This window comes from Caminibacter sp., assembly GCF_053999135.1.
The window spans coordinates 1-20,854 of sequence record NZ_JBMXVQ010000036.1 but is presented as its reverse complement, the minus strand read 5'-3'; the positions used below and the strand labels follow the sequence as shown (position 1 = coordinate 20,854).

The 20,854-nt window shown below is 32.6% G+C and carries 25 protein-coding genes; 13 read left to right on the top strand and 12 right to left on the bottom strand.

All coding sequences use genetic code 11. The features are described 5' to 3' along the window. From queF to dnaA, 4 genes are all read right to left on the bottom strand, one after another. Complete coding sequence (gene queF, locus ACXJH6_RS03340; RefSeq protein WP_456470354.1) at positions 1-402, bottom strand: preQ(1) synthase; 402 nt, start codon at positions 400-402, stop codon at positions 1-3. A gap of 16 nt (positions 403-418) precedes the next feature. Next, positions 419-2,695: a DNA topoisomerase (ATP-hydrolyzing) subunit B gene (gene gyrB / locus ACXJH6_RS03335; protein ID WP_456470353.1), complete on the bottom strand. Its 2,277-nt coding sequence runs from the start codon at positions 2,693-2,695 to the stop codon at positions 419-421. Positions 2,696-2,728: 33 nt separating this feature from the next. After that, positions 2,729-3,781, bottom strand: coding sequence for a DNA polymerase III subunit beta (dnaN, locus tag ACXJH6_RS03330; RefSeq protein WP_456470352.1), 1,053 nt, complete (start codon positions 3,779-3,781; stop codon positions 2,729-2,731). A gap of 124 nt (positions 3,782-3,905) precedes the next feature. After that, positions 3,906-5,210, bottom strand: a complete 1,305-nt coding sequence (dnaA, locus tag ACXJH6_RS03325) for a chromosomal replication initiator protein DnaA (RefSeq protein WP_456470351.1) — start codon at positions 5,208-5,210, stop codon at positions 3,906-3,908. A gap of 153 nt (positions 5,211-5,363) precedes the next feature. Here dnaA and ruvC point away from each other — a divergent pair, with 153 nt between their 5' ends. Next, a complete protein-coding gene (gene ruvC / locus ACXJH6_RS03320; RefSeq protein ID WP_456470350.1) occupies positions 5,364-5,828 on the top strand; it encodes a crossover junction endodeoxyribonuclease RuvC in 465 nt (154 codons plus the stop codon). 122 nt (positions 5,829-5,950) lie between these two features. Next, on the top strand, positions 5,951-6,421 hold the full coding sequence (locus ACXJH6_RS03315) for a hypothetical protein (protein WP_456470349.1): 471 nt from the start codon (positions 5,951-5,953) through the stop codon (positions 6,419-6,421). A gap of 22 nt (positions 6,422-6,443) precedes the next feature. Here the strand turns inward: ACXJH6_RS03315 and nusB are convergent, their stop codons facing one another. From nusB to kdsA, 3 genes are read right to left on the bottom strand one after another with little or no spacing between them, the layout of a single operon-like run. Next, on the bottom strand, positions 6,444-6,866 hold the full coding sequence (gene nusB / locus ACXJH6_RS03310) for a transcription antitermination factor NusB (protein WP_456470348.1): 423 nt from the start codon (positions 6,864-6,866) through the stop codon (positions 6,444-6,446). Beyond that, on the bottom strand, positions 6,867-7,331 hold the full coding sequence (gene ribH, locus ACXJH6_RS03305) for a 6,7-dimethyl-8-ribityllumazine synthase (protein WP_456470347.1): 465 nt from the start codon (positions 7,329-7,331) through the stop codon (positions 6,867-6,869). It lies immediately after the preceding gene. After that, positions 7,331-8,128 (bottom strand): 3-deoxy-8-phosphooctulonate synthase, encoded by a 798-nt coding sequence (kdsA, locus tag ACXJH6_RS03300; protein ID WP_456470346.1) that lies wholly within the window; start codon positions 8,126-8,128, stop codon positions 7,331-7,333. Before kdsA ends, ribH begins: the two co-directional genes overlap by 1 nt. Positions 8,129-8,170: 42 nt before the next feature. On the opposite strand from kdsA, the gene dapF reads away from it, so the two are divergent. The 4 genes from dapF to ACXJH6_RS03280 all read left to right on the top strand — a co-directional run bounded on the left by dapF (position 8,171) and on the right by ACXJH6_RS03280 (position 10,851). Further along, positions 8,171-8,908 carry a diaminopimelate epimerase gene (dapF, locus tag ACXJH6_RS03295; protein WP_456470345.1) on the top strand — a complete coding sequence of 246 codons (738 nt, stop codon included), beginning with the start codon at positions 8,171-8,173 and terminating at the stop codon, positions 8,906-8,908. A 115-nt stretch (positions 8,909-9,023) separates the two neighbouring features. Continuing rightward, on the top strand, positions 9,024-9,542 hold the full coding sequence (tpx, locus tag ACXJH6_RS03290; RefSeq protein ID WP_456470344.1) for a thiol peroxidase: 519 nt from the start codon (positions 9,024-9,026) through the stop codon (positions 9,540-9,542). Positions 9,543-9,604: 62 nt separating this feature from the next. Then, positions 9,605-10,021, top strand: a complete 417-nt coding sequence (locus ACXJH6_RS03285; RefSeq protein ID WP_456470343.1) for a MarR family winged helix-turn-helix transcriptional regulator — start codon at positions 9,605-9,607, stop codon at positions 10,019-10,021. A gap of 11 nt (positions 10,022-10,032) precedes the next feature. After that, on the top strand, positions 10,033-10,851 hold the full coding sequence (locus tag ACXJH6_RS03280) for a SurA N-terminal domain-containing protein (protein ID WP_456470342.1): 819 nt from the start codon (positions 10,033-10,035) through the stop codon (positions 10,849-10,851). On the opposite strand, the gene ACXJH6_RS03275 is transcribed toward ACXJH6_RS03280, so the two are convergent. From ACXJH6_RS03275 to hisF, 5 genes are read right to left on the bottom strand one after another with little or no spacing between them, the layout of a single operon-like run. After that, the gene (locus ACXJH6_RS03275; protein WP_456470341.1) at positions 10,848-11,186 is read right to left on the bottom strand and encodes a putative Se/S carrier protein; all 339 of its coding nucleotides are present in this window, start codon (positions 11,184-11,186) and stop codon (positions 10,848-10,850) included. The two genes, ACXJH6_RS03280 and ACXJH6_RS03275, sit on opposite strands and share 4 nt — an antisense overlap. A gap of 2 nt (positions 11,187-11,188) precedes the next feature. After that, positions 11,189-12,274: a dual-specificity RNA methyltransferase RlmN gene (gene rlmN, locus ACXJH6_RS03270; protein WP_456470340.1), complete on the bottom strand. Its 1,086-nt coding sequence runs from the start codon at positions 12,272-12,274 to the stop codon at positions 11,189-11,191. After that, positions 12,271-12,810, bottom strand: a complete 540-nt coding sequence (locus ACXJH6_RS03265; protein WP_456470339.1) for a phosphorylase family protein — start codon at positions 12,808-12,810, stop codon at positions 12,271-12,273. Before ACXJH6_RS03265 ends, rlmN begins: the two co-directional genes overlap by 4 nt. Before the next feature lie 25 nt (positions 12,811-12,835). Beyond that, positions 12,836-13,267, bottom strand: a complete 432-nt coding sequence (locus ACXJH6_RS03260) for a hypothetical protein (RefSeq protein WP_456470338.1) — start codon at positions 13,265-13,267, stop codon at positions 12,836-12,838. 2 nt (positions 13,268-13,269) lie between these two features. Beyond that, positions 13,270-14,031: an imidazole glycerol phosphate synthase subunit HisF gene (gene hisF, locus ACXJH6_RS03255; protein WP_456470337.1), complete on the bottom strand. Its 762-nt coding sequence runs from the start codon at positions 14,029-14,031 to the stop codon at positions 13,270-13,272. 68 nt (positions 14,032-14,099) lie between these two features. Here hisF and rsmA point away from each other — a divergent pair, with 68 nt between their 5' ends. The 7 genes from rsmA to ACXJH6_RS03220 all read left to right on the top strand — a co-directional run. After that, positions 14,100-14,885: a 16S rRNA (adenine(1518)-N(6)/adenine(1519)-N(6))-dimethyltransferase RsmA gene (gene rsmA / locus ACXJH6_RS03250; protein ID WP_456470365.1), complete on the top strand. Its 786-nt coding sequence runs from the start codon at positions 14,100-14,102 to the stop codon at positions 14,883-14,885. Then, entirely contained in the window at positions 14,845-16,776 is a 1,932-nt protein-coding gene (locus ACXJH6_RS03245; protein WP_456470336.1) for a ribonuclease J, read from the top strand. The genes rsmA and ACXJH6_RS03245 overlap by 41 nt, the downstream gene beginning before the upstream one ends. A gap of 270 nt (positions 16,777-17,046) precedes the next feature. Then, on the top strand, positions 17,047-17,295 hold the full coding sequence (locus ACXJH6_RS03240; protein WP_456470335.1) for an HP0495 family protein: 249 nt from the start codon (positions 17,047-17,049) through the stop codon (positions 17,293-17,295). Between the two features lie 36 nt (positions 17,296-17,331). Next, entirely contained in the window at positions 17,332-18,297 is a 966-nt protein-coding gene (pyrC, locus tag ACXJH6_RS03235; RefSeq protein ID WP_456470334.1) for a dihydroorotase, read from the top strand. A gap of 151 nt (positions 18,298-18,448) precedes the next feature. Then, positions 18,449-20,545: a ribonucleoside triphosphate reductase gene (locus tag ACXJH6_RS03230; RefSeq protein ID WP_456470333.1), complete on the top strand. Its 2,097-nt coding sequence runs from the start codon at positions 18,449-18,451 to the stop codon at positions 20,543-20,545. Between the two features lie 2 nt (positions 20,546-20,547). Continuing rightward, complete coding sequence (gene nrdD / locus ACXJH6_RS03225; RefSeq protein WP_456470332.1) at positions 20,548-20,715, top strand: anaerobic ribonucleoside-triphosphate reductase; 168 nt, start codon at positions 20,548-20,550, stop codon at positions 20,713-20,715. Then, a partial coding sequence (locus ACXJH6_RS03220) for a 4Fe-4S cluster-binding domain-containing protein (RefSeq protein WP_456470364.1) occupies positions 20,709-20,854 on the top strand: 146 nt, incomplete at its 3' end. The genes nrdD and ACXJH6_RS03220, both read left to right, overlap by 7 nt.

Sequence of the window (20,854 nt, the reverse complement as noted above, 5' to 3'; positions counted from 1 at the left end):
TTACAGTTCTTTTTCTATTTTTTCGCTGTTTATTTCTATAACGGTATGTACGTTTCCTCTTGGATTAAAATCCATAACTATTCTCATCCATTTAGGTTTTAATTTACTATATAATGTATCGAATATTTCATTTGCACTGTCTTCATGGGAGATATACCTGTTCATAAAAGAGTTTATATAAAGTTTAAGCGCTTTAAGCTCCACTACCCATTCGTTAGGAATATATTCAAGGTAAACGGTGGCAAAATCAGGATATCCGGAACGAGGACATTTGCACATAAACTCCGGAAGAGTAATTTTAATCAAATAATTCTTTTTATGCTTATTAGGCCATATTTCCATATTTTCCGGATTAAATTCAACAATTTCTTTTTCACCGTATTTTAATTTTCCATGTTTCATTTTCCATTCTCCACTTTTATATGTCTATATTTTCAACTTCTTTTGCGTTTGCCTGGATATATTCCCTTCTAGGTCCAACTTCATTACCCATAAACAATTCAAACTGTTTAGCGGCTTCCTGGGCATCTTCTAAAGTAACCTGTACCAAAACCCTGTTTTCAGGGTCCATGGTTGTATCCCAAAGCTGTTCTGGATTCATTTCACCAAGCCCTTTGTACCGTTGAATATGGGCTCCCTGTCTTGCTTTTTTTATAACTTCGTCCAAAAGTTCGAGATAATCTCCTTTTACCAAATCTTTATACTCTTTTAATTTTTCATATACCTTTTTTGCTTCCAAAAACAGAGGATGATTTAGCAGTTTTTCATCTATAGTAATTTCTTCAAGACCTCTGTTTGTTTGAATATAATAATGATTATCATGCTTTGAAATAACGCTAAACCCGAATTTTTTAAGATGTTCTTCAAGTCCTTCAAGATTTCCGTTTTCTATCATAAACCTTATAACTTCAGGGACGTTAAATCTTTTTGTAAGCTTTTCCAACAACAGCTTATAATAAGCGGCGTATTTTAAAAGTTCTTTAAGCTCAGGTTTTCCAACCCCTTCTATTTCAATGGAATTTATACCCTGTTCTATTAAAAACTCGTTAAGTTCCTTATCGTCTTTTAAGTATTTTTCTATTTTTCCTTTTTTATACCTGTAAAGAGGAGGCTGGGCTATATAAAGATATCCTCTCTCAATCAATTCTCTTAAATGGTTAAAGAAAAACGTCATAATAAGAGTTTGAATATGACTTCCGTCAACATCGGCATCCGTCATAATAATAATTTTTTTATATCTTGATTTATCTGCGTCAAAATCATTTCCTATACCGGTACCAAGGGCAGTTATAATATTTTTTATCTCTTCGCTGCTAAGGGCCTTTGCATCACTTGATTTTTGAGTATTTAAAATTTTACCTCTCAACGGTAAAATAGCCTGAAAATACCTATCTCTTCCCTGTTTTGCGCTTCCTCCCGCACTATCACCCTCAACTAAATAGAGTTCTGCCTCATCCGGATTTTTCGTTTGACAATCGGCAAGTTTTCCAGGAAGAGTCCCGACTCCTATTTTGGTCTGTTTTCTTGTCAAATCCCTGGCTTTTTTAGCCGCTATTCTGCTTTTTGCCGCTTCAATGGCCTTTTGGGCTATAATTTTAGCCGTATTAGGATTTTCTTCAAAATATCTTGTTAAATATTCATAAGTTACTTTTTGAACTATAGGTTTTACATAACTGCTTCCAAGTTTTCCTTTTGTCTGTCCCTCAAACTGAGGTTCGCTCATTTTTATACTTATAACGGCATTAAGACCTTCTTTAACGTCATCCCCTACAATTTTTATATTTTCTTTTAGTTTCATATTTTTATTTATGTAGTTTATAATAGCCTTGCTAAGACCCGCTTTAAAACCGCTTTCGTGAGTTCCGCCCTCCGGTGTGCGAATATTGTTTACGAAACTTAAAACCTTTTCGTCATATCCAGTATCATAGCATAAAGCTACCTCAACGTCTAAAGCTTTTTCCTCATCGCTGTAGTGTTCGTTATAATAAATAACATCCGTTATACACTCTTTTGTACTTAATGTCTTTACAAAATCCTTAATACCGCCCTCAAAATGGTATACTTCTTTTACTCCGTCTATCTCATTTTCAAAATAGATGGTAATGTTAGGATTAAGGTAAGCAAGTTCTTTTAATCTTTTTCTTAATATATCGCTGCTAAATTGAGTTGTTTCGAATATTTCCTCATCCGGCCAGAATTGGATGGTGGTACCGGTTCTGTTTGTGGTTCCTATAACTTCTAAATCGGTAACCGGTTTTCCTCTCTCAAACACCTGCTGCCATATTTTACCGTCTCTTTTAATAGTCATAATAAGTTTTTTACTTAAAGCGTTAACAACGGATACACCTACTCCGTGAAGTCCTCCTGATACTTTATAGGTTTTATTGTCAAATTTTCCACCTGCATGAAGTACCGTAAGGACAACCGTAGCGGCAGGTATTTTTTCTTCAGGATGAATATCTACCGGAATTCCCCTTCCGTTGTCTGAAATAGTAACGCTTCCGTCTTTATTTACTTTTACTTTTATTTCTGTGGCATATCCGGCCATTGCTTCGTCAATGGCATTGTCAACCACTTCGTATATAAGATGGTGAAGACCTCTGACTCCGGTATCTCCGATATACATACCAGGTCTTTTTCTTACAGCCTCAAGACCTTTTAAAACTTTAATACTATTAGCACCGTAATTTGCCATTCAGTTCCTTTTAGCTACTTTTTAATAATTATATCAAATATTAAGAGGCATTACGATTGTAATAAAATTATTATCTTTAAGCATAAAAGGTATATTAGGTTCGTTTAAGCATAATTCAAATGTTTCGTTATTTATTATATTTAAAAAGTCCATTATATATCTGCTGTTTACCGCAAAAGAAAATTCATCTATTTCAGTTTTGGTTAAAAATCTTGTTTTTGCCTGAGTTGTTTCGTCGCTGATACTTTCAAATTCAATGTATTCTCTTGTTATTTTTATTCTTACCTCGTTTGAGATAATGCTCACTTGTTTTAGGTGTGATAAAAATTCTTGTTTATTAATTTGGAGTATGTATTTAAATTGGTTCGGTATTATTTTTTCATATGCCGGAAATTTTCCATTTATCAGTTTTGTGAAAAACATAATTTCATTGTTTTTAAGTATTAAATATACATCGTCGTAGAATATTTCCATATCTTCTTTAAAAATTCTTTTTATTTCACTTATGGACCTTTTTGGTACTATTATCTGTTTTTCTTTTCCTTTTGCATTTGTATAATAAACCGCAAGTCTTCTTGTATCGGTAGATACAAAGTTTGTTTTTTCTTTTATATCAAATAGTGCCCCGTTTAATTCATATTTAGGATTATTTGTATCTATTACTGGAAATACTTTTTTTATTCCATCATAGAATTCTTCTGGATTGATTTCAAGTTTTTCTAGATCGTTTGGATTTGGAAATTCCGGAAACTCGTTTGCATCAAAGCTTGATAATTTATAAATTGAGTTTTCTTGGGTTATTATGATGGTATTGTTTTCGCTTTTTATTTCTATTTCTTTATTTTGTAACGCTTTTATTATATCTGCTAGTTTTCTTCCATTTATGGTTATTTTCCCGGGTTTTATTATTTCCGCTTGAGTTTTTATTTTTATTCCTATTTCTTTGTCTGTTGCTTTTACTATGAGATTATCGTCTGCTATTATAAGTATATGTGATGTTATTTGTGTGTTGTCTTTTTTTTCCGTAAATGGAAGTACCTGATTTATTATACTTTCAAATACCGGTTTTTGTATTTTTATTTTCATGTTTTCTCCTTATTTTAAATTCTTATAGTAGTAGTAGTAGATTTGTGTGAATTGTTGAATTTTATTAAAAAAGCCCGAAATTAGTGAAAAAATCGTGTGAATGTGAATAACTTTTTTATTCACGTCATTCACCTTTTTTTAGTTGAATTTTATTTTTAAGTTCTTCTATTTTTATTCTAAAATCGTTATCTTCTTTTAGTTTTTTATTGAAACTTTTTATTGCATGACTTACGGCGCTGTGGTCTTTTAAACCGAAATACTTGGCTATTGTTGGGGTGGATTCTTTGGTAAATTCTCTGGCTAGATAAATTGCCGTTCTTCTTGCCGCAACAATATTTTGATTTCTGCTTTTTGATGTTATTTCGCTTGGTTTTATATTGAATTCTTTGGCTATTAACGATATTATGTCTTCTAAGGTTATATTTTCTTTTCTATCTTTTATGTGTTCTTTTAAGGCCTGTTTTGCAAAATCCAGTGTAATATCCATAATTCCGAGAAGTTTAGCCATGGCGTTTATTTTTACTATCATACCTTCTATTTCTCTTATATTGTCGTCAAGTTTCGTTGCTATAAATTCTATTACATCTTCTGGAAGGTGAATACCGTTAATTTCGCATTTTTTACGAATGATTTCTATTTTTGTTTCAAGTTCGGGAGGTTGTATGTCCGCGATAAGACCGGCTTCAAAACGGCTTCTTAACCTGTCTACCAAGTCATATAATTTTTTAGGAGGTCTGTCGGCTGTAAGACATATCTGTTTTTTTTGGTTATAAAGTTCGTTAAATGTATGAAAAAATTCTTTTTGGGTCTCTTCTTTTCCCGAGAAAAACTGAACGTCGTCTATTAACAGACAGTCGCAATTTCTGTATTTTTCGTGAAATCTGTCCATGGTATGGTTTCTGACGTGTTCTCTAAATTCGTTCATAAACTGTTCGCTTGTAACATAAATTACTTTAGCCCTGTTTTTTAAATAATTTCCTATGGCCTGTAACAGATGTGTTTTTCCAAGTCCCACTCCTCCGTATATAAAAAGGGGATTATAGCTTTTTCCAGGATTTTCGGCTACGCTTTTTGCCGCACTGTATGCGAATTGGTTAGAAGGTCCCACTATAAAACTTTCAAAGGTGTATTCTGGAATAAGGACTGATGGAGTGTAATTTAAAATTTCTTCTGTTGAATATACTTTCGGTTTTGTCTCTTTTGTGGTTATTTCAATTACTGCTTCTATACCAGTTTCTTTTTTATAAAGTTCGGCTATTTTTTTCGCATATTTTCTTTTTACATAATTAGCTATAAAAATATTAGGAGCTTTTATTACTATATGGGCACTGTCGCTTGATTCTTCGTCGAATTCCAAATTCTTTATAAATTTATTATAATTCACTTGATTTTCACGTTTTAGTTCCTGTTTTATTTTATCAAACAGCAAAAGTAAGCTCCTTTGTGAATTAAATTTTGTTCACAATGTGAAAAAATTGTGAAAATTTATGTGAATTAAATTTTATCATAACCGAAATAAAAAGTCTAATAAAGATATTCACATTGTGAATGAAATGTGAAAAAACAGTGAAAGAGTAGTGAAATGAAAATACTTGGAATAGACCCCGGAACCATCAGATGCGGTTACGCCATTGTCGAAACAGTCCCTAAACTTCATTTAATAGATGCGGGATTTATTAAAATTACGGAAAAAGAACTTCAATATCAGCTTTCACAGCTTATCGAAGGTCTTGATGTTATTTTAAAAAACAAAATAGATGAAGTTGCGGTAGAGGATATTTTTTATGCTTATAATCCAAAAACCGTTTTAAAACTAGCTCAGTTCAGAGGAGCTTTGTCTCTTAGGATTTTGCAAATACATGGTAATTTTGCCGAATATACGCCTCTTCAGGTAAAAAGGGCGGTTACCGGGAATGGAAAAGCCAAAAAAGAACAGGTGGCTTTTATGGTAAAAAGAATTCTAGGTCTTAAAGGAGATATTAAGCCTCTTGACATTACTGATGCTATTGCAGTAGCGATAACTCATTCACAGAGGATTAAATGTTAAAAATAACTGATATTACAGGAATAATGCAATACATTTTGTTTTGGGCTTTTTGCAGTAAAATATGATTAAAGTTTGCCAAAAATATAAATTTTAATGTATAATTAAGAAAAAAGGATAAAGTCATGAAAGTAGGTGATTTAGTAATTGTAGCTACTCTTGGAGAAATAAAAGCATATAAAGCCAGTCCTAGAACAGCGGAAGCGGAAGCCGGTCTTAAACCTAATGAAGTAAAACTTGATTTGGTAAAAGCTATTGATATTATAGAAGCTCATAAAAAACTTCAGGATTTAGTAACAGGGCTGGAAGGAAGTTTTAAGCCTGGTTTTTTGAATAAGTCCGTAAGCGGTGAAAAACATAATTTAAAACAGGAAATTTATAAAGAAGCTGTAAAAGCTGTAGCAGAGGATATAGACCTTTTAATAGAAGAGCTTGGTAATAAAAAGGTGTTTTTATCTCTTCCTAAAGTAATTTCAAAAGATGTTTTAGATAACTTAAAAAATAAAGACAAAATTTTTAGATTGGTTGAAAAAGACCTTTTAAAAACGGATAAAAATAAACTGATAGAAGAATTTAAGCCCGAAATATTAAAGTAGCGGCGAAAGAGAGGATAAACACTTATCCTCCTTCGTTTCCATTCTTTAGATTTTCCTTTGCCACCTTGTCTAGTATTCCGTTTATAAAGCTTTTGGCTTTGTCTTCTGAAAAGTTTTTTGCTATTTTGACCGCTTCGTCTATTGCTATTTGAAACGGCGTATCGGTATATTTAATTTCATATACACCGAGTCTTAAAATCTGTTTGTCGACTTTATCGAGTCTGTCGAAACTCCAGTCAATAAGGTGGTTTTTGATTATATCATCTATTTCTTCTTTATGTTCTAAAATACCGTTTAAAAGTTTTTTTGCAAACTCAGCTTTTTGCCCTTTTATTTTTTTTTCTTTAAGCAGCTCTTCGAATTGTTTAGGAGCTTCTTCGTTTCCTTGTTCTAAAGCGTATAGAGTCTGAATTACAGCTTCTCTTGCGTGTGTTATGGTTGCCATTTAAAATTCCTTGTAAAGATTAATCATTTCTATAAGTCCAAGCATTGCCTCAAAACCTTTATTTCCGGCTTTTGTTCCGGCCCTTTCTATGGCCTGTTCGATGGTGTCGGTTGTCAGGAGCCCGAAAGTAACGGGAGTATCAAAATTCAAAGTAGTATTAGCTATGCCTTTGGTGGCTTCTGCTGCTACGTAATCAAAATGAGGAGTTGCCCCTCTTATTACGGCGCCTACGCAGCATATACCATCGTATATATCTTTTTTTAAAGCTCTTTTAAGAGCAAAAGGAAGTTCAAAAGCCCCGGGTACTAAAATTAGGTCTAGGTTTTCGTCTTTTCCCCCGTTTCTTAAAAAAGCGTCTCTTGCTCCTTCTATTAATCGGTCTGTAATAAGATGGTTAAACCTGCTAGCTATTACTGCTATTTTTTCATGACCTTCAAGTTGTAAGGTTCCTTCTATCGTATTCATTAATTCTCCTTTTTGCATTTATTTATACATTCTATTTCTTTTAAAGTATTTTCCATAATATCAGGTGTTATCATATTAGGTCCGTCGCTTAGAGCTTCGTTTGGGTTGTAGTGGGTTTCAAAGAAAAACCCGTCAACTCCCACAGCCGCGGCGGCTTTGCTTAAGTATGGAACAAATTCTCTTTTGCCTCCGCTTTTACCGCCGGCACCTCCTGGCATTTGTACACTGTGTGTTGCGTCAAAAATTACTGGTGCGAATTTTCTCATAATAACAAGACTTCTCATATCGACTACTAAATTTCCGTATCCGAATGTTGTTCCTCTTTCTGTCAGCCAAACGCCGTGTTTTTTTGCATTTTCGTAATTTACTTCAGAACATCCTCTGGTTTTTAAAATTTTTAAAACTGAATATTTCATATCTTCCGGATTCATAAATTGACCTTTTTTTATATTTACTATTTTATCAGTTTTAGCCGCTTCAACAAGCAAATCAGTCTGACGGCAAAGAAATGCCGGAATTTGCAAAACATCAACAACTTCGGCTGCTTTTTTTACCTGCCATGTTTCATGAACGTCTGTTAACAGTTTATAACCGAATTTTTCTTTTACTTCTTTTAATATCTCAAGTCCTTTGTCTATTCCCGGACCTCTGTAACTCTCAAGTGACGTTCTGTTTGCTTTGTCAAAACTCGCTTTAAAATAAAATTCATATGTTTTACTGTAAGGTTTTAAATATTTTGCTATTTTAAAAATCTGTTCCTTGCTTTCTATAACACAGGGGCCGGCTATTAAAATCATTCTTTACCTTTTTTATTATAATTATATCTAAAAAGGATAAAAATGGTTGTTAGCAAATATAGTGCCAGCGGTAACGATTTCGTTATTTTTCATACATTTAAAAAAGAGGATAGAAGCGATTTGGCAAAAACACTTTGTGACAGACAAAACGGAGTAGGGGCTGATGGATTAATTGTTTTGTTACCTCATCTTGAGTATGATTTTGAATGGCAGTTTTATAATGCCGACGGAAGTGTTGCCGAGATGTGCGGAAACGGAAGCAGGGCGGCTGCACATTATGCCTATATGCAAGGATTAGCTCCTGAAAAAATGAAATTTTTAACGCTTGCCGGGGTAATTGAAGCGGAAGTCGACGGGGATTTGGTTGAGTCTCAGCTCACGCCTTATAAATTTATAGGAGAATATGAAGATTTCGGAAAAAAATTCAAAATCTACGATACCGGGGTTCCTCATATAGTGATTATGGAAAGTATAGAAAATTTTGATAAAAAACTGGCAAGGGATTTAAGATATAAATATAACGCAAACGTAAACTGGGCTGAAGTAAAAGAGGGGAAACTTTTTGTAAGAACCTACGAAAGAGGGGTGGAGGATGAAACTTTAGCTTGCGGGACAGGTATGTGTGCTTCTTTTTTAACGGCAAGAGATAATGGCTTAATAGATAATTCTGTGAAAGTTTATCCAAAAAGCCAAGAAGAACTTAATGTTTCTTTAAGAAACGGAAGACTTTATTTTAAAGGCAAAGTAAAGGAAACTTTTAAAGCGATTACAGCTGATTAAAATTACTTTTATAAAGTTATAGTTACATTTAGTAACATCTCTTAAAAAAAAAGATAATTTTGGTCTTTTTTTATTTTTTTCTTTATGTTACACTGCTATAAAAAAAGGAGGCACAATGCCAACATTAACAAAATTAAAAGGTAACGATGTAGCACTTTACGGAAACCAAGTAAACGTGGGAGATAAAGCGCCGGTTGTAACTTTACCAAATAGCTCTCTTGAAGAAGTAACCATTGGCGGTGCTCAGAATAAAGCTCAATTAATAGTAGCCGTTCCAAGCCTTGATACTCCTGTATGTGCGATGGAAACTAGAAAATTTAATGAAGAAGCGGCAAAGGTAGAAAATACTGTGGTTTGTGTAGTTTCAATGGATTTACCGTTCGCGGCAAAAAGATTTTGTTCTACTGAAGGGGTTGAAAATCTTCAGGTATTAAGCGACTATAGAGAAAAATGTTTCTCAACTCAGTACGGAACATTAATTGCTGAGGGACCGCTTAGAGGACTTAGTGCGAGAGTTATTTTTGTAGTTGATAAAAATGGAATGATAACTTATAAAGAAATTGTTCCTGAAATTACAGAAGAACCAAACTACGAAGTGGCTTTAGCGGCACTTAAAAAAGCTGCAGCCAATTAATTTCTTCTTTTTTCTTTCTTTATAGTATAATTCTTAATTAAATTATGTTGTTAAGGATAAAAATGAGCCTAAATAAAGATGAATCTTTAGAATATGCTTTAACTACCACTTTAAATGTGTTAAGAAAAAAGTTTAACAGTCAAATTTCTCCTTATAATTTGAGTTCAGAACAATATGCGGTTATGAGACTCGTGGATGAAATAGGAGAAATAACTCCTACTAAAATTGCAGAACTCTTAAAAAGAGATAAAGCTACCATTACAAGAATAATAAATTCTTTGGAAAAAAAAGGATTTATAAATAAAAAATATATAAATTCAAAATCATATTATTTGCTTTTAACCCAAGAGGGTAAAATAAATCTGAAGTTTGCTGATAAAGTTGCAGTAGAATTTCAGAATAAAATAAAAAGTATCCTTAGTGAGGAAGAGTTTAAATGTCTTTTGGAAAAATTACAAAAAATAAGAAATAATTTTTAAAGGTAAAATATATGAAAAAGAGTTTACTAATTTTATGTACCGCTTTAATATTAAATGCAAAAATAGTAGATAAAGTAGTCGCAAGTGTCAATAATGCTCCTATTACCAGTTACGATATAGAAAAAGTGTCTTCAGAGGCTAAAGTTTCTGAAGATATTGCCCTGAATATGCTTATAGACCAAAAGCTTTTGCAACAGGAAATAAAAAAAAGAGGAATAACCGTTGATGAATTTGATATTGATAACAAGCTAGAAAAAATAGCAAGACAAAACGGTATGAGTCTTTTTGAATTTAAAAATATTCTTGCCCAAAAAGGAATGCTTGAAGATTTTAAAAAAAGAATAAAGGATAATCTTCTTAAAGAAAAACTTTTTGAAAATATAGTTAATTCAAAACTTCAAATATCTCCTGAGGAAATTAAAAACTATTATGAAAATCATAAAAATGAATTTACTACCTTTAAAACGGTTCAGGTTATGAAATATCAGGCTAATAACCCTAAAATTTTAAAAGAAGTTCAAAAAAATCCTTTATATTCTAATACTTCTGTTAAATCCGAATCGGCGGTATATGATGTGGATGAACTTCCCTTAAGACTTTTGTTTTTATTTAATGAAACAAAAGTAGGGGAGTTTACTCCTATTATAAATGAAGGAACTCATTATTCCACTTATTATATCGCAAGAAAAGACGGGAAAAAGATATTACCTTTTAAGAAAGTAAAGAATATTATTTATAATAAGCTTATAGCACAAAAAAGAGAAGAGATTTTAAAAGACTATTTTAATAAGATAAAAAACCAGGCGGATATAAAAATTTATAAAGATTAAATTTTGCAGCTTTTTGCTGTTAAATCTCCTTCTATTTTTTTAAATTTTTTATTTTCTATTATCCAGATTTCATAATTTATTTTTTCTTTATCAAGTAGCTTTTTTATCAATTCTTTCTCGGTTGTTAAAATAGTCACCCCGCAGTCTTCAAAAATTTCGTTTGGAGTAGGAATTGATTTAATGTTTTCTTTTTTTAATATTTTTTCGGCTTTAAGTCCTGTAGGAATATCTTCAAAATGAAAATAATAATATTTGCTTAAATCATCTGTTAATTTATAAATTATTTCTTTAAGGTGTAATCTTATACCTGCCGGAAGATATTTTAGTTCTGCCATGTTTATTCCTTGTATTCAGATGTAGTACAATTTTTTAATTCTTTTTCTCTAAGCTGCCCGCAGGCTGCGCTTATATCAATACCCTTACTTTCTCTTATAGTGCAAGTAATGCCTCTATCAAGCAAGAAACGCTGAAATTTTTTCATTGTTTCTTCATCCGGTCTTTTATAAGGGCTTCCCGGATATGGATTAAAATAGATTAAATTAACTTTACTTGGAATTCCGTTTAACAGTTTTACCAGTTTTTTAGCAGATTTTATATCGTCGTTTACGTCTTTTATGACCAAATATTCAAACATTACTTTTTTTCTTTTATCTATTGGAAATTCTCTAACAGCGTCTATGACGCTTTGGATGTTATATGCTTTATTAAGAGGGATTAACTCTTCTCTAAGTTCATCATCAACTGCATGAAGAGAAATTGCGAGATTTACTCCTAAATTTTCTTTTCCTAATCTTTTAATTTTTGGAGCTATTCCGGATGTTGAGATTGTTTGTCTTTTTGGTGAAATGTTTAGTCCATCGGGATGGGCTATTATTTTTATAGCTTTTACCATATTATCATAATTATCCAAAGGTTCTCCCATTCCCATGTAAACTACGTTTAAAGCTTTATTTTCATCAAAATTTTTAAATTTTTTCATAAACCAAACCTGTGCTACTATTTCTTCTGGAGCTAAATTTCTGACAAATCCTCCTTTTGCAGTTAGACAAAAAGCACAACCTACTTTACAACCTACCTGGGTAGAAACACATACAGTCCATTTAGCTTCTTTTTTTTTGCCGTTTTCTATTCTTTCGTCTTTCATTTTAATAAGTACCGTTTCAACAGTATGATTGTCTTTTAATTTAAATAAAAATTTTTCCGTGCCGTCGCTTGCAATTTCGTGGTTTATAAGTTCAAGAGGATTTATATAAAACTCTTCTTTTAGTTTTGCTCTTAAATCTTTTGGTATATTGTTCATTTTTTCAAAATCGTCTACATATTTTCTATAAACCCAATTATATAACTGCTTTACTCTAAATTTGGGTTGTATACCCATATCAAGCAGTTCTTCAGGCAAATAATCCATAAAGCATTTTTTCATTTTGTTTCCTTTATGATTTTTTTGTTTTCCAAGTACTCAATTAGTTTTTCTTTTGCTGTTTTTATATTTTGCATATAATCATTATGTGCGTTTTTATCGCAGTAATTTGTAATGACGAAAATACCTTTTACCGGAATTTTAAATTCTTTTGCTACTTTAAGTACGGAATAAAATTCCATATTTTCAGCTTCTATTCCCAAATGCAGGTAAGCTTTTGAAATTAATTTGGATGTCGTAATATAATTTGATGAGTTAATTATTGTTTCACGTGAAACATCTCCAATGGAAATTATATTATCTATTGGTGTATAACATTCTTTTTTTAAAAAACAGTGTTCAATATTTGAAGCGCTTTTACTTTCTATAATATTAAATATCTCAAAGTTTCCATAACTTCCTGCACTTCCTATAAAAATTAAAAAATCAGGTTTTTCAAAAAGACAAATCCTTGTGAGATTTATTGCACTTTCTATTAGACCTATTCCTATTGGAGTGGCAAAACTGAAAATTTCTTTGTTTCCTGCGGATATAATCATGTCTTTCCTTGTTTCACGTGAAACATTACCTACATTCCAAAATTATTTTATAATCTGTTTCTATATAAGACGGTTTTGTTAAAATTTTTTGCTCATCGGGTGTTAAAAAAATTAATTTTTTAAGAAAACATCCTTTGTAAATTTTTTTAATTTTTCTAATTACTTTATATTGAATTTTATCCATGTCAATAACGGCTATTTTTAGTTTTTTAAATTTTGCATCTTTAGGAGCGTAAAAGTTGTTTCTTAGCCATAAATCTACACTATCAATATTCCCTATTAAAATATAACCGTTTTCGGTTTTAATATATTTAAACGGAAAATTTAAATCTTTTTTTGATGTTATTATTTCGATTGCTTCTTTATCAGGAATAATATATTCTTTGTACTTTTTTATAAATTCAACTTCAAATCCAAAGAGTAAAACGGTAAAGGGAAGCAATATAATTTTTTTCATAATTATAATCTAACGCTTATTTTGTTATTTTTTAAATACTTTTTTAAATCCATAATATCTATTTCCTTAAAATGAAAAATACTAGCAGCCAGTGCAGCATCTGCTTTATGGTCAAAAACCTCTTTAAAATGTTCCATTTTTCCTGCTCCTCCGCTTGCTATTACCGGTACATTTACTGAAGTTGAGATTTTTTCGGTGATTTCGATATCAAACCCTGCTTTTGTCCCATCAGCGTCCATTGAAGTTAAAAGTATTTCACCGGCACCTCTGTCAATTACTTCTTTTGCCCATTCTATTGCGTCAAGGCCGGTATCTTCACGGCCGCCTTTAATAAAAACATGCCATTTGTTAGGAGCTATTTTTTTAACGTCAATAGCGACTACAATACACTGGCTTCCAAATCTTTTGCTGGCTTCATTAATAAATTCCGGTCTTTTTACAGCTGCGGAATTAATAGAAACTTTATCACATCCGACATTTAAAAGATTATAAATATCGTTAAGTTCGCTAATTCCTCCTCCTACCGTTAACGGAATAAAAACTTCGCGGGCTACTTTTTTTACAATCTCTATAATTGGTTTTCTGTCTTCATGGCTTGCGGTGATATCTAAAAAAGTCAGTTCGTCCGCTCCTTCTTCATTATATCTTATAGCCGCTTCTACGGGGTCTCCGGCATCTTTTAGACCTACGAAATTAACACCTTTTACAACCCTCCCGTCTTTTACGTCCAAACAGGGAATAATGCGTTTTGCGAAATATTCCATCTATTATTTCCTTTTAAATATTTGTTATAATTTTATCATACTATTTACTTTTTTTAAAAGGATATGATATAATCAAAGCAAAGAAAAAATTTGGGCAAAATTTTTTAAAAGATAAACATTATTTGAAAAAAATCGCCCAAGCGATGCCCAATACCGATAATTTGGTAATAGAAATTGGGCCTGGCTTAGGCGATTTAACAGAAAAGTTGCTGGAAAAAAGAAATAAAATAACGGCAATCGAAATAGATAAAGAACTTTGTGAAATTTTAAAAAAGAAATTTCCAAATTTAAATTTAATTTGTGGTGATGTATTAGAATATTGGCAAGAAAGTTTGGCGGATGAAAACTATGATTTGATAGCTAATCTGCCTTATTATATAGCAACTAATATTATTTTACGAGCATTAAAAGATAAAAATGCTAAAAATATAGTTGTTTTGATTCAAAAAGAGGTTGCGGATAAATTCAGCGCAAAACCCGGTGATAAAAATTACGGGTCTTTAAGTGTTTTGGCAAGCCGTACTGCGGAGGTAAAAAAGCTTTTTGACATACCTCCAGGAGCGTTTGTGCCTGCACCTAAAGTTACAAGCAGCGTAATAGAATTTAAGAAGTTTAAAGACTCGTATGATGAGGAGTTTGCTAAATTTTTAAAAATTGCTTTTAGCAACCCTAGAAAGACACTTAAAAAAAACTTATCCGCAAAATATGATTTTAATCCTCAAGAATTCGGGCTTGCCGATACGATAAGACCTCACCAGGTGGATGCTGATACTTTTTTCCAGCTCTTTTCTGCGCTAAAAGAAAGGAGTGTAAATGGAAAAAGAAAAAGATTTGACTCTTCAAGAAGCAATTAAAAATACAGTAGAAGAGAATTTAAAAAATGAAAATAACCAACAAAATAATAAAATTCAAAACAGTGAAGTCAGAAAAACTGAAAAACAGACTAAAAAACCTCTAACCCAGCCTCAAAAAAAAGTGGACCCTAAAAATTTCGTATGGTTTAAGGATTTAAATAAAGCGTTTAATGAAAATGAAAAAATTCATAGGGCAAGGCTTAATTGTCATACAAAAATCGACGGTAATTCAAAAGGATGGGTAAGATTTACCCCTCTTGGGGGGCTTGATGAAATAGGCGGTAACTGTGCCGTTCTTGAGACGGAAAACAGTGCTATTATTATAGACTGCGGTATGAGTTTTCCAAATGAAGATATGCATGGAGTTGATATTTTGATTCCGGATTTTAGTTATCTTAGGGAAATTCGTCATAAAATAAAAGGTCTTATAATTACTCACGGACATGAAGACCACATAGGAGCGGTTCCGTACCTGTTTAAAGAGATGCAATTTCCTATTTACGGAACTTCACTTCCTCTTGCTATGATAGAAAATAAATTTAAAGAGCATAAAATTCATCAGTATAAAAGTTATTTTAGAAGCGTAAAAAAACGTCATCCTATTCAAATAGGTGATTTTAAAGTGGAATGGATTCATATGACTCATTCAATTGTAGACAGTTCTTCCCTTGCCATTCAAACACCAATTGGAACTATTGTTCATACGGGAGATTTTAAAATAGACAATACTCCGATTGACGGTTATCCGCCGGATCTTCACAGACTCGCTTATTACGGAGAAAAAGGAGTTTTAGCGTTATTTAGCGATTCGACAAATTCTTATAAACCTGGAATTACTCCAAGTGAAAGCGTTGTTGGAAAAACGTTTGATGATTTGTTTATGAAAACAAAAGGCAGAGTTATTATGTCTACTTTTTCTTCCAATATACACAGGGTTTATCAGGCTATTGAAAGAGGTATTAAATACGGGAGAAAAGTCTGTATAATCGGAAGAAGTATGGAGCAGAACCTAAATGTCGCTATGGATTTAGGTTATATAAAGCTTCCAAGGGATATTTTTATAGACCCGTATGAAATAGGAAAATATCAGGATGAGGAAATATTGATTATTACTACCGGAAGTCAGGGTGAGAGTATGAGCGCTTTATATAGGATGGCTATTGATGAACACAGGCATGTAAAAATTAAAGAGGGTGATCAGATTATTATTTCGGCAAAAGCGATTCCAGGAAACGAACCTACCGTTTCTCAGCTTATAAACTTTTTGATGAAAAAAGGTGCAGAAGTAGCTTATCATGAATTCAGTGAAATTCATGTTTCGGGTCACGCAAGTCAGGAAGAACAAAAACTAATGCTAAGACTTGTAAAGCCTAAATATTTCTTTCCGGTTCATGGAGAGTATAACCATTTAATGAAGCATAAAGAAACTTCTCTTCAGGCCGGAATGAAAGAAGAGAACGTATTTATTATGGAAGACGGAGAGCAATGGGAAATAACTCCGAAAAGAGTCAGAAAAGTTAAAAATGTAAAAGTTGGAAAAATTTATATCGATAATCAAATAAACGAACAGATAGAAAACGATGTCGTAATAGACAGGCAAAAGCTTGCTAATGAAGGTATTATTATGATAGTAGCTCAGGTTGATAAACAAAATAAAAAACTTATAGGAAGACCTAGAGTTACAACGTTTGGTATTATAGCTGATAAAGAAGATAAGGCTTTTGCAAAAGAAATGGAGGAACTTTTAATCAATTATATAGACCATGCAAAAGATTATGTGTATGAAAAAAACAGAATTTTTGAAAACGAGCTTAGAAACGTAATAAGAAAGCATGTTTTCAGAAAAACTAAAAAGTATCCTACTATCGTTCCGATGGTGTATTTTATGTAACCTTTCTTTTTTTTCTTTTTGTCCCATTTATAGTGACAGTTACTGTTTAGTGGTACTGACTAAATACGCTCAACAAGAAAGCAAATTTCTAAACATTTCGTAAAAACTAAAAAGTGCAAACCTCTACGTTTTAAGTTCACTTTTTTAACGCTTTTACTGCACTAAAATTTACAATTGTTTTACTTTATTTAGTCAGTTTCCTATTTGGTTATTTATTTACAAAATTAAGAAAACTTGATATAATTACACTAAAAGTGTAAGGAGGGGAATATGGCAGAAGAAAAAAATAAAATAGAATATCCGAGAATGTGGGGATTTAGAATTATAGGAGAAGATAAAGAAAAAATGAGAGCCGCTGTTAAAGAGTGTATAAATAATCAGGAATGTAAAATAGAAGATAATAACCAAAAAGGAAAATATTATTCTCAAAAATTTGAAGCGTATGTTACAAGCGAAGAAGAGAGAAATGAATTTTTTAAAAGACTGCAAGAACATAAAGATATAAAATTCGTCTTATAGTTTCTTTTTGTTAAAATTACATAAAAAAGGCTTCAAATGATTCTAAACACTCCGATAGATATGCATTTACATCTCCGTGAAGGAAAAATACTTAAAGATGTTATACCTTATACTGCAAACCAGTTTGCTGCTGCCGTTATTATGCCAAATCTTGTACCTCCTGTAGATAATAAAGAAAGACTTGAAAATTATAAAAAAGAGATTTTACAAAACTGTGAGAACTTTACGCCTCTTATGAATCTTTTTATGAGAGAATATAGTGAAGATGAGTTGTTGGATTTGGTTGATGATATATTCGCCATAAAGCTTTATCCTGCCGGAATTACCACAAACTCTGAAAACGGGGTTAAGTCTATAGAAAATGTTTATTCGGTACTTGAGCTTATGCAAGAACTTAATATACCATTATCCGTTCATGGAGAAACAAACGGATTTGTACTTGATAGGGAAAGGGAGTTTGCAGTAGTTTATGAAAAATTAGCCCGTGACTTTCCAAAACTGAAAATTATTATGGAGCATGTAGGAACGGCCGATTTATTAGGACTTTTGGATGAATATGAAAATCTTTACGCAACCGTAACTCTTCATCATCTTTTATTAACTCTTGATGATTTAATAGGAGGAGCTTTAAATCCTCATAATTTTTGTAAACCTGTTATTAAAACTCCAAAAGACAGAGATGCTATACAAAAATTCGTAAAATCGGGACATAAAAAAGTTATGTTCGGAAGCGACAGTGCTCCACATACGATAAAAAACAAGTTAAAAGGTGCCGCCGGAGTGTTTAGTGCTCCCGTAATTTTACCGGCGCTTGCTGAATTTTTTGAAGGTGATATAGAAACATTTCAAAAGTTTATAAGCGATAATGCAAGAGAAAACTTCAATATTGAAGTACCTGAGAGAAAAGTGGAACTTATTGAAGAAGAATGGACGGCTCCTTACATCGTAGGAGAAGTAAAACCTATGTGGGCAGGTAAAAAATTCAGATATAAAGTAGTGTAGGATTTTTGTAAATTCTTTCTTCTTTTTTTCTTCGTTTTTACGGTACTTTTTGCTTTATTTAAGATAAAAAGAGTCCCTAAATCTCGGTAATTTTTAAGGTTTTAATAAGCTTATGGGAGTATAATTTTTAAAATTTGTTTCAGGAGCTCATATGAAAAAAGTAATTAAAAGAGACGGGACTTATCAAAACTATTTCCCTTATAAGATTGAAGACGCTATTAAAAAAGCATTTGATGCTACGGGTGTCAGTTATGACATAAACGTATTTGAAGAGGTGATTAAACAAATTCAAAAAATAGAGACTCCTGAGGTTGAATATATACAGGATTTGATAGAAAAATCTCTATATAAACACGGTTATTTTGACGTTTTAAAAAACTTTATGCTTTACAGACACCTTCATAAATTGCAGCGCGAAAATCTACTAGACAGGGAAGCTACTTATATTAACTGTAATACGACAATAGAAGAATATATCAATAAAGCGGACTGGAGAATTAACGCAAATTCCAATACTGGATATTCCCACGCGGGGCTTATTAACAATACGGCCGGAAAAGTTATAGCAAATTACTGGCTTGATAAAATATATTCAGTAGAAGAAGGAAGGGCTCATAGAGACGGGGATTATCATATTCATGATTTAGATTGTCTTGCGCCTTATTGTGCCGGGTGGAGCTTAAGAAATCTTTTAAATGAAGGATTTAACGGGGTTAGGGGAAGAGTCGAATCAAAAGCTCCAAGCCACTTTAGAAGCGCACTTGGACAAATGGCGAATTTTTTAGGGATACTTCAGAGCGAATGGGCCGGGGCTCAGGCGTTTAGCAGTTTTGATACATACCTCGCTCCTTATGTCTTTAAAGACAAACTCTCGTTTAAAGAAATAAAAGAAGCGATTGAAAGTTTTGTATATAACCTAAACGTACCGGCTCGCTGGGGGCAGAGTCCTTTTACGAATATTACCCTTGATTTTAAGGTTCCTGATGATTTGAAAGACCAAATTCCAACCCGCAATAACAGACATCTTTTTGAGGGTGTTGAGGATGAAGAGCTTTTAGCAAAACTTAAAAAAAGAAACCCGAAAATCAAAAAACTAACCGATGCCACATATAAAGATTTCGAGCCTGAAATGCAAGAAATTATCAAAGCGTATTATCAGGTAATGACTGAAGGGGATGCTATAGGTCAGCCGTTTACGTTTCCTATTCCGACTGTTAATATTACAGAAGATTTTGACTGGGACAGCGAAGCCGCCAAAGCTTTATGGGAAAATACGGCAAAAATCGGAAGCAGTTATTTTCAAAATTTCATAGGGAGTCAGTACATTATCGATGAAAACGGAAATAGAGTAAGAAATCCTAACGCTTATGAGCCAGGAGCAGTCAGAAGTATGTGCTGTAGGCTTCAACTTGACCTAAGAGAGCTTTTAAAAAGAGGAGGGGGACTGTTCGGTAGTGCTGAAATGACGGGAAGTATCGGGGTTGTAACAATTAATATGGCAAGACTTGGATATCTTTACAAAGGCGATAAAAAAGCGTTGCTTGAAAGACTTGCCGAACTTATGGATTTAGCCAAATCAACACTTGAGAAAAAACGCAAATTCGTCCAGGAAATGTACGATAGAGGGTTATATCCTTATACGAGAAGATATCTTTCGGGCTTTAACAATCATTTTTCAACCATAGGCGTAAACGGAATGAATGAAATGATTAGAAATTTCACAGGAGACAGGGAAAATATAGCAACCGATAAAGGGATAGAGTTTGCTAAAGAAGTGCTTGAATTTATGAGAGAGAGACTAAAAATTTATCAGGAAGAGACGGGTAACCTTTATAATCTTGAAGCAACGCCTGCTGAGGGGACAACGTATAGATTCGCAAAAGAGGATAAAAAAAGATTTCCTGATATTATCCAAGCCGGATTTGAAGACTCTCCTTATTATACGAACTCGTCTCAGCTTCCTGTGGATTATACTGATGACCCTTTTGAAGCGCTTGAGCTTCAGGATGAATTACAGACGATGTATACGGGAGGGACGGTGCTTCATTTATATATGAGCGAAAAATTAAGCTCACCTGAAGCTGCCAAAAATTTAGTAAAAAAAGCAATTACTAACTTTAGACTGCCGTATATTTCAATAACACCGGTATTTTCCGTATGCCCAAAACACGGGTATATTCCGGGAGAGTATGAATATTGTCCGTATTGTGATGCTGAGCTTTTAGAAGAACTTGAAAACAAGGAGTAAAAATGGAAACAAAAACACTAACTAAAGAAGAATTACTAAAAAAAGTAGAACACAAACGCCAAAAATGTATGGTTTATACAAGGGTTATGGGTTATCACAGACCGGTTGAAAGTTTTAATATCGGTAAAAAAGCCGAACATAAAGAAAGAAAATATTTTAAAGAATGTTAGGCATATATTCTATTCAAAAATTCTCCTCCCTCGATTTTCCGGGGAGATTATGTGCGATTCTTTGGTTTAGCGGATGCAATATGCGCTGTCCTTACTGCTACAATAAAGATGTTGTATTCGGTCAAAAACAGATCGAAGA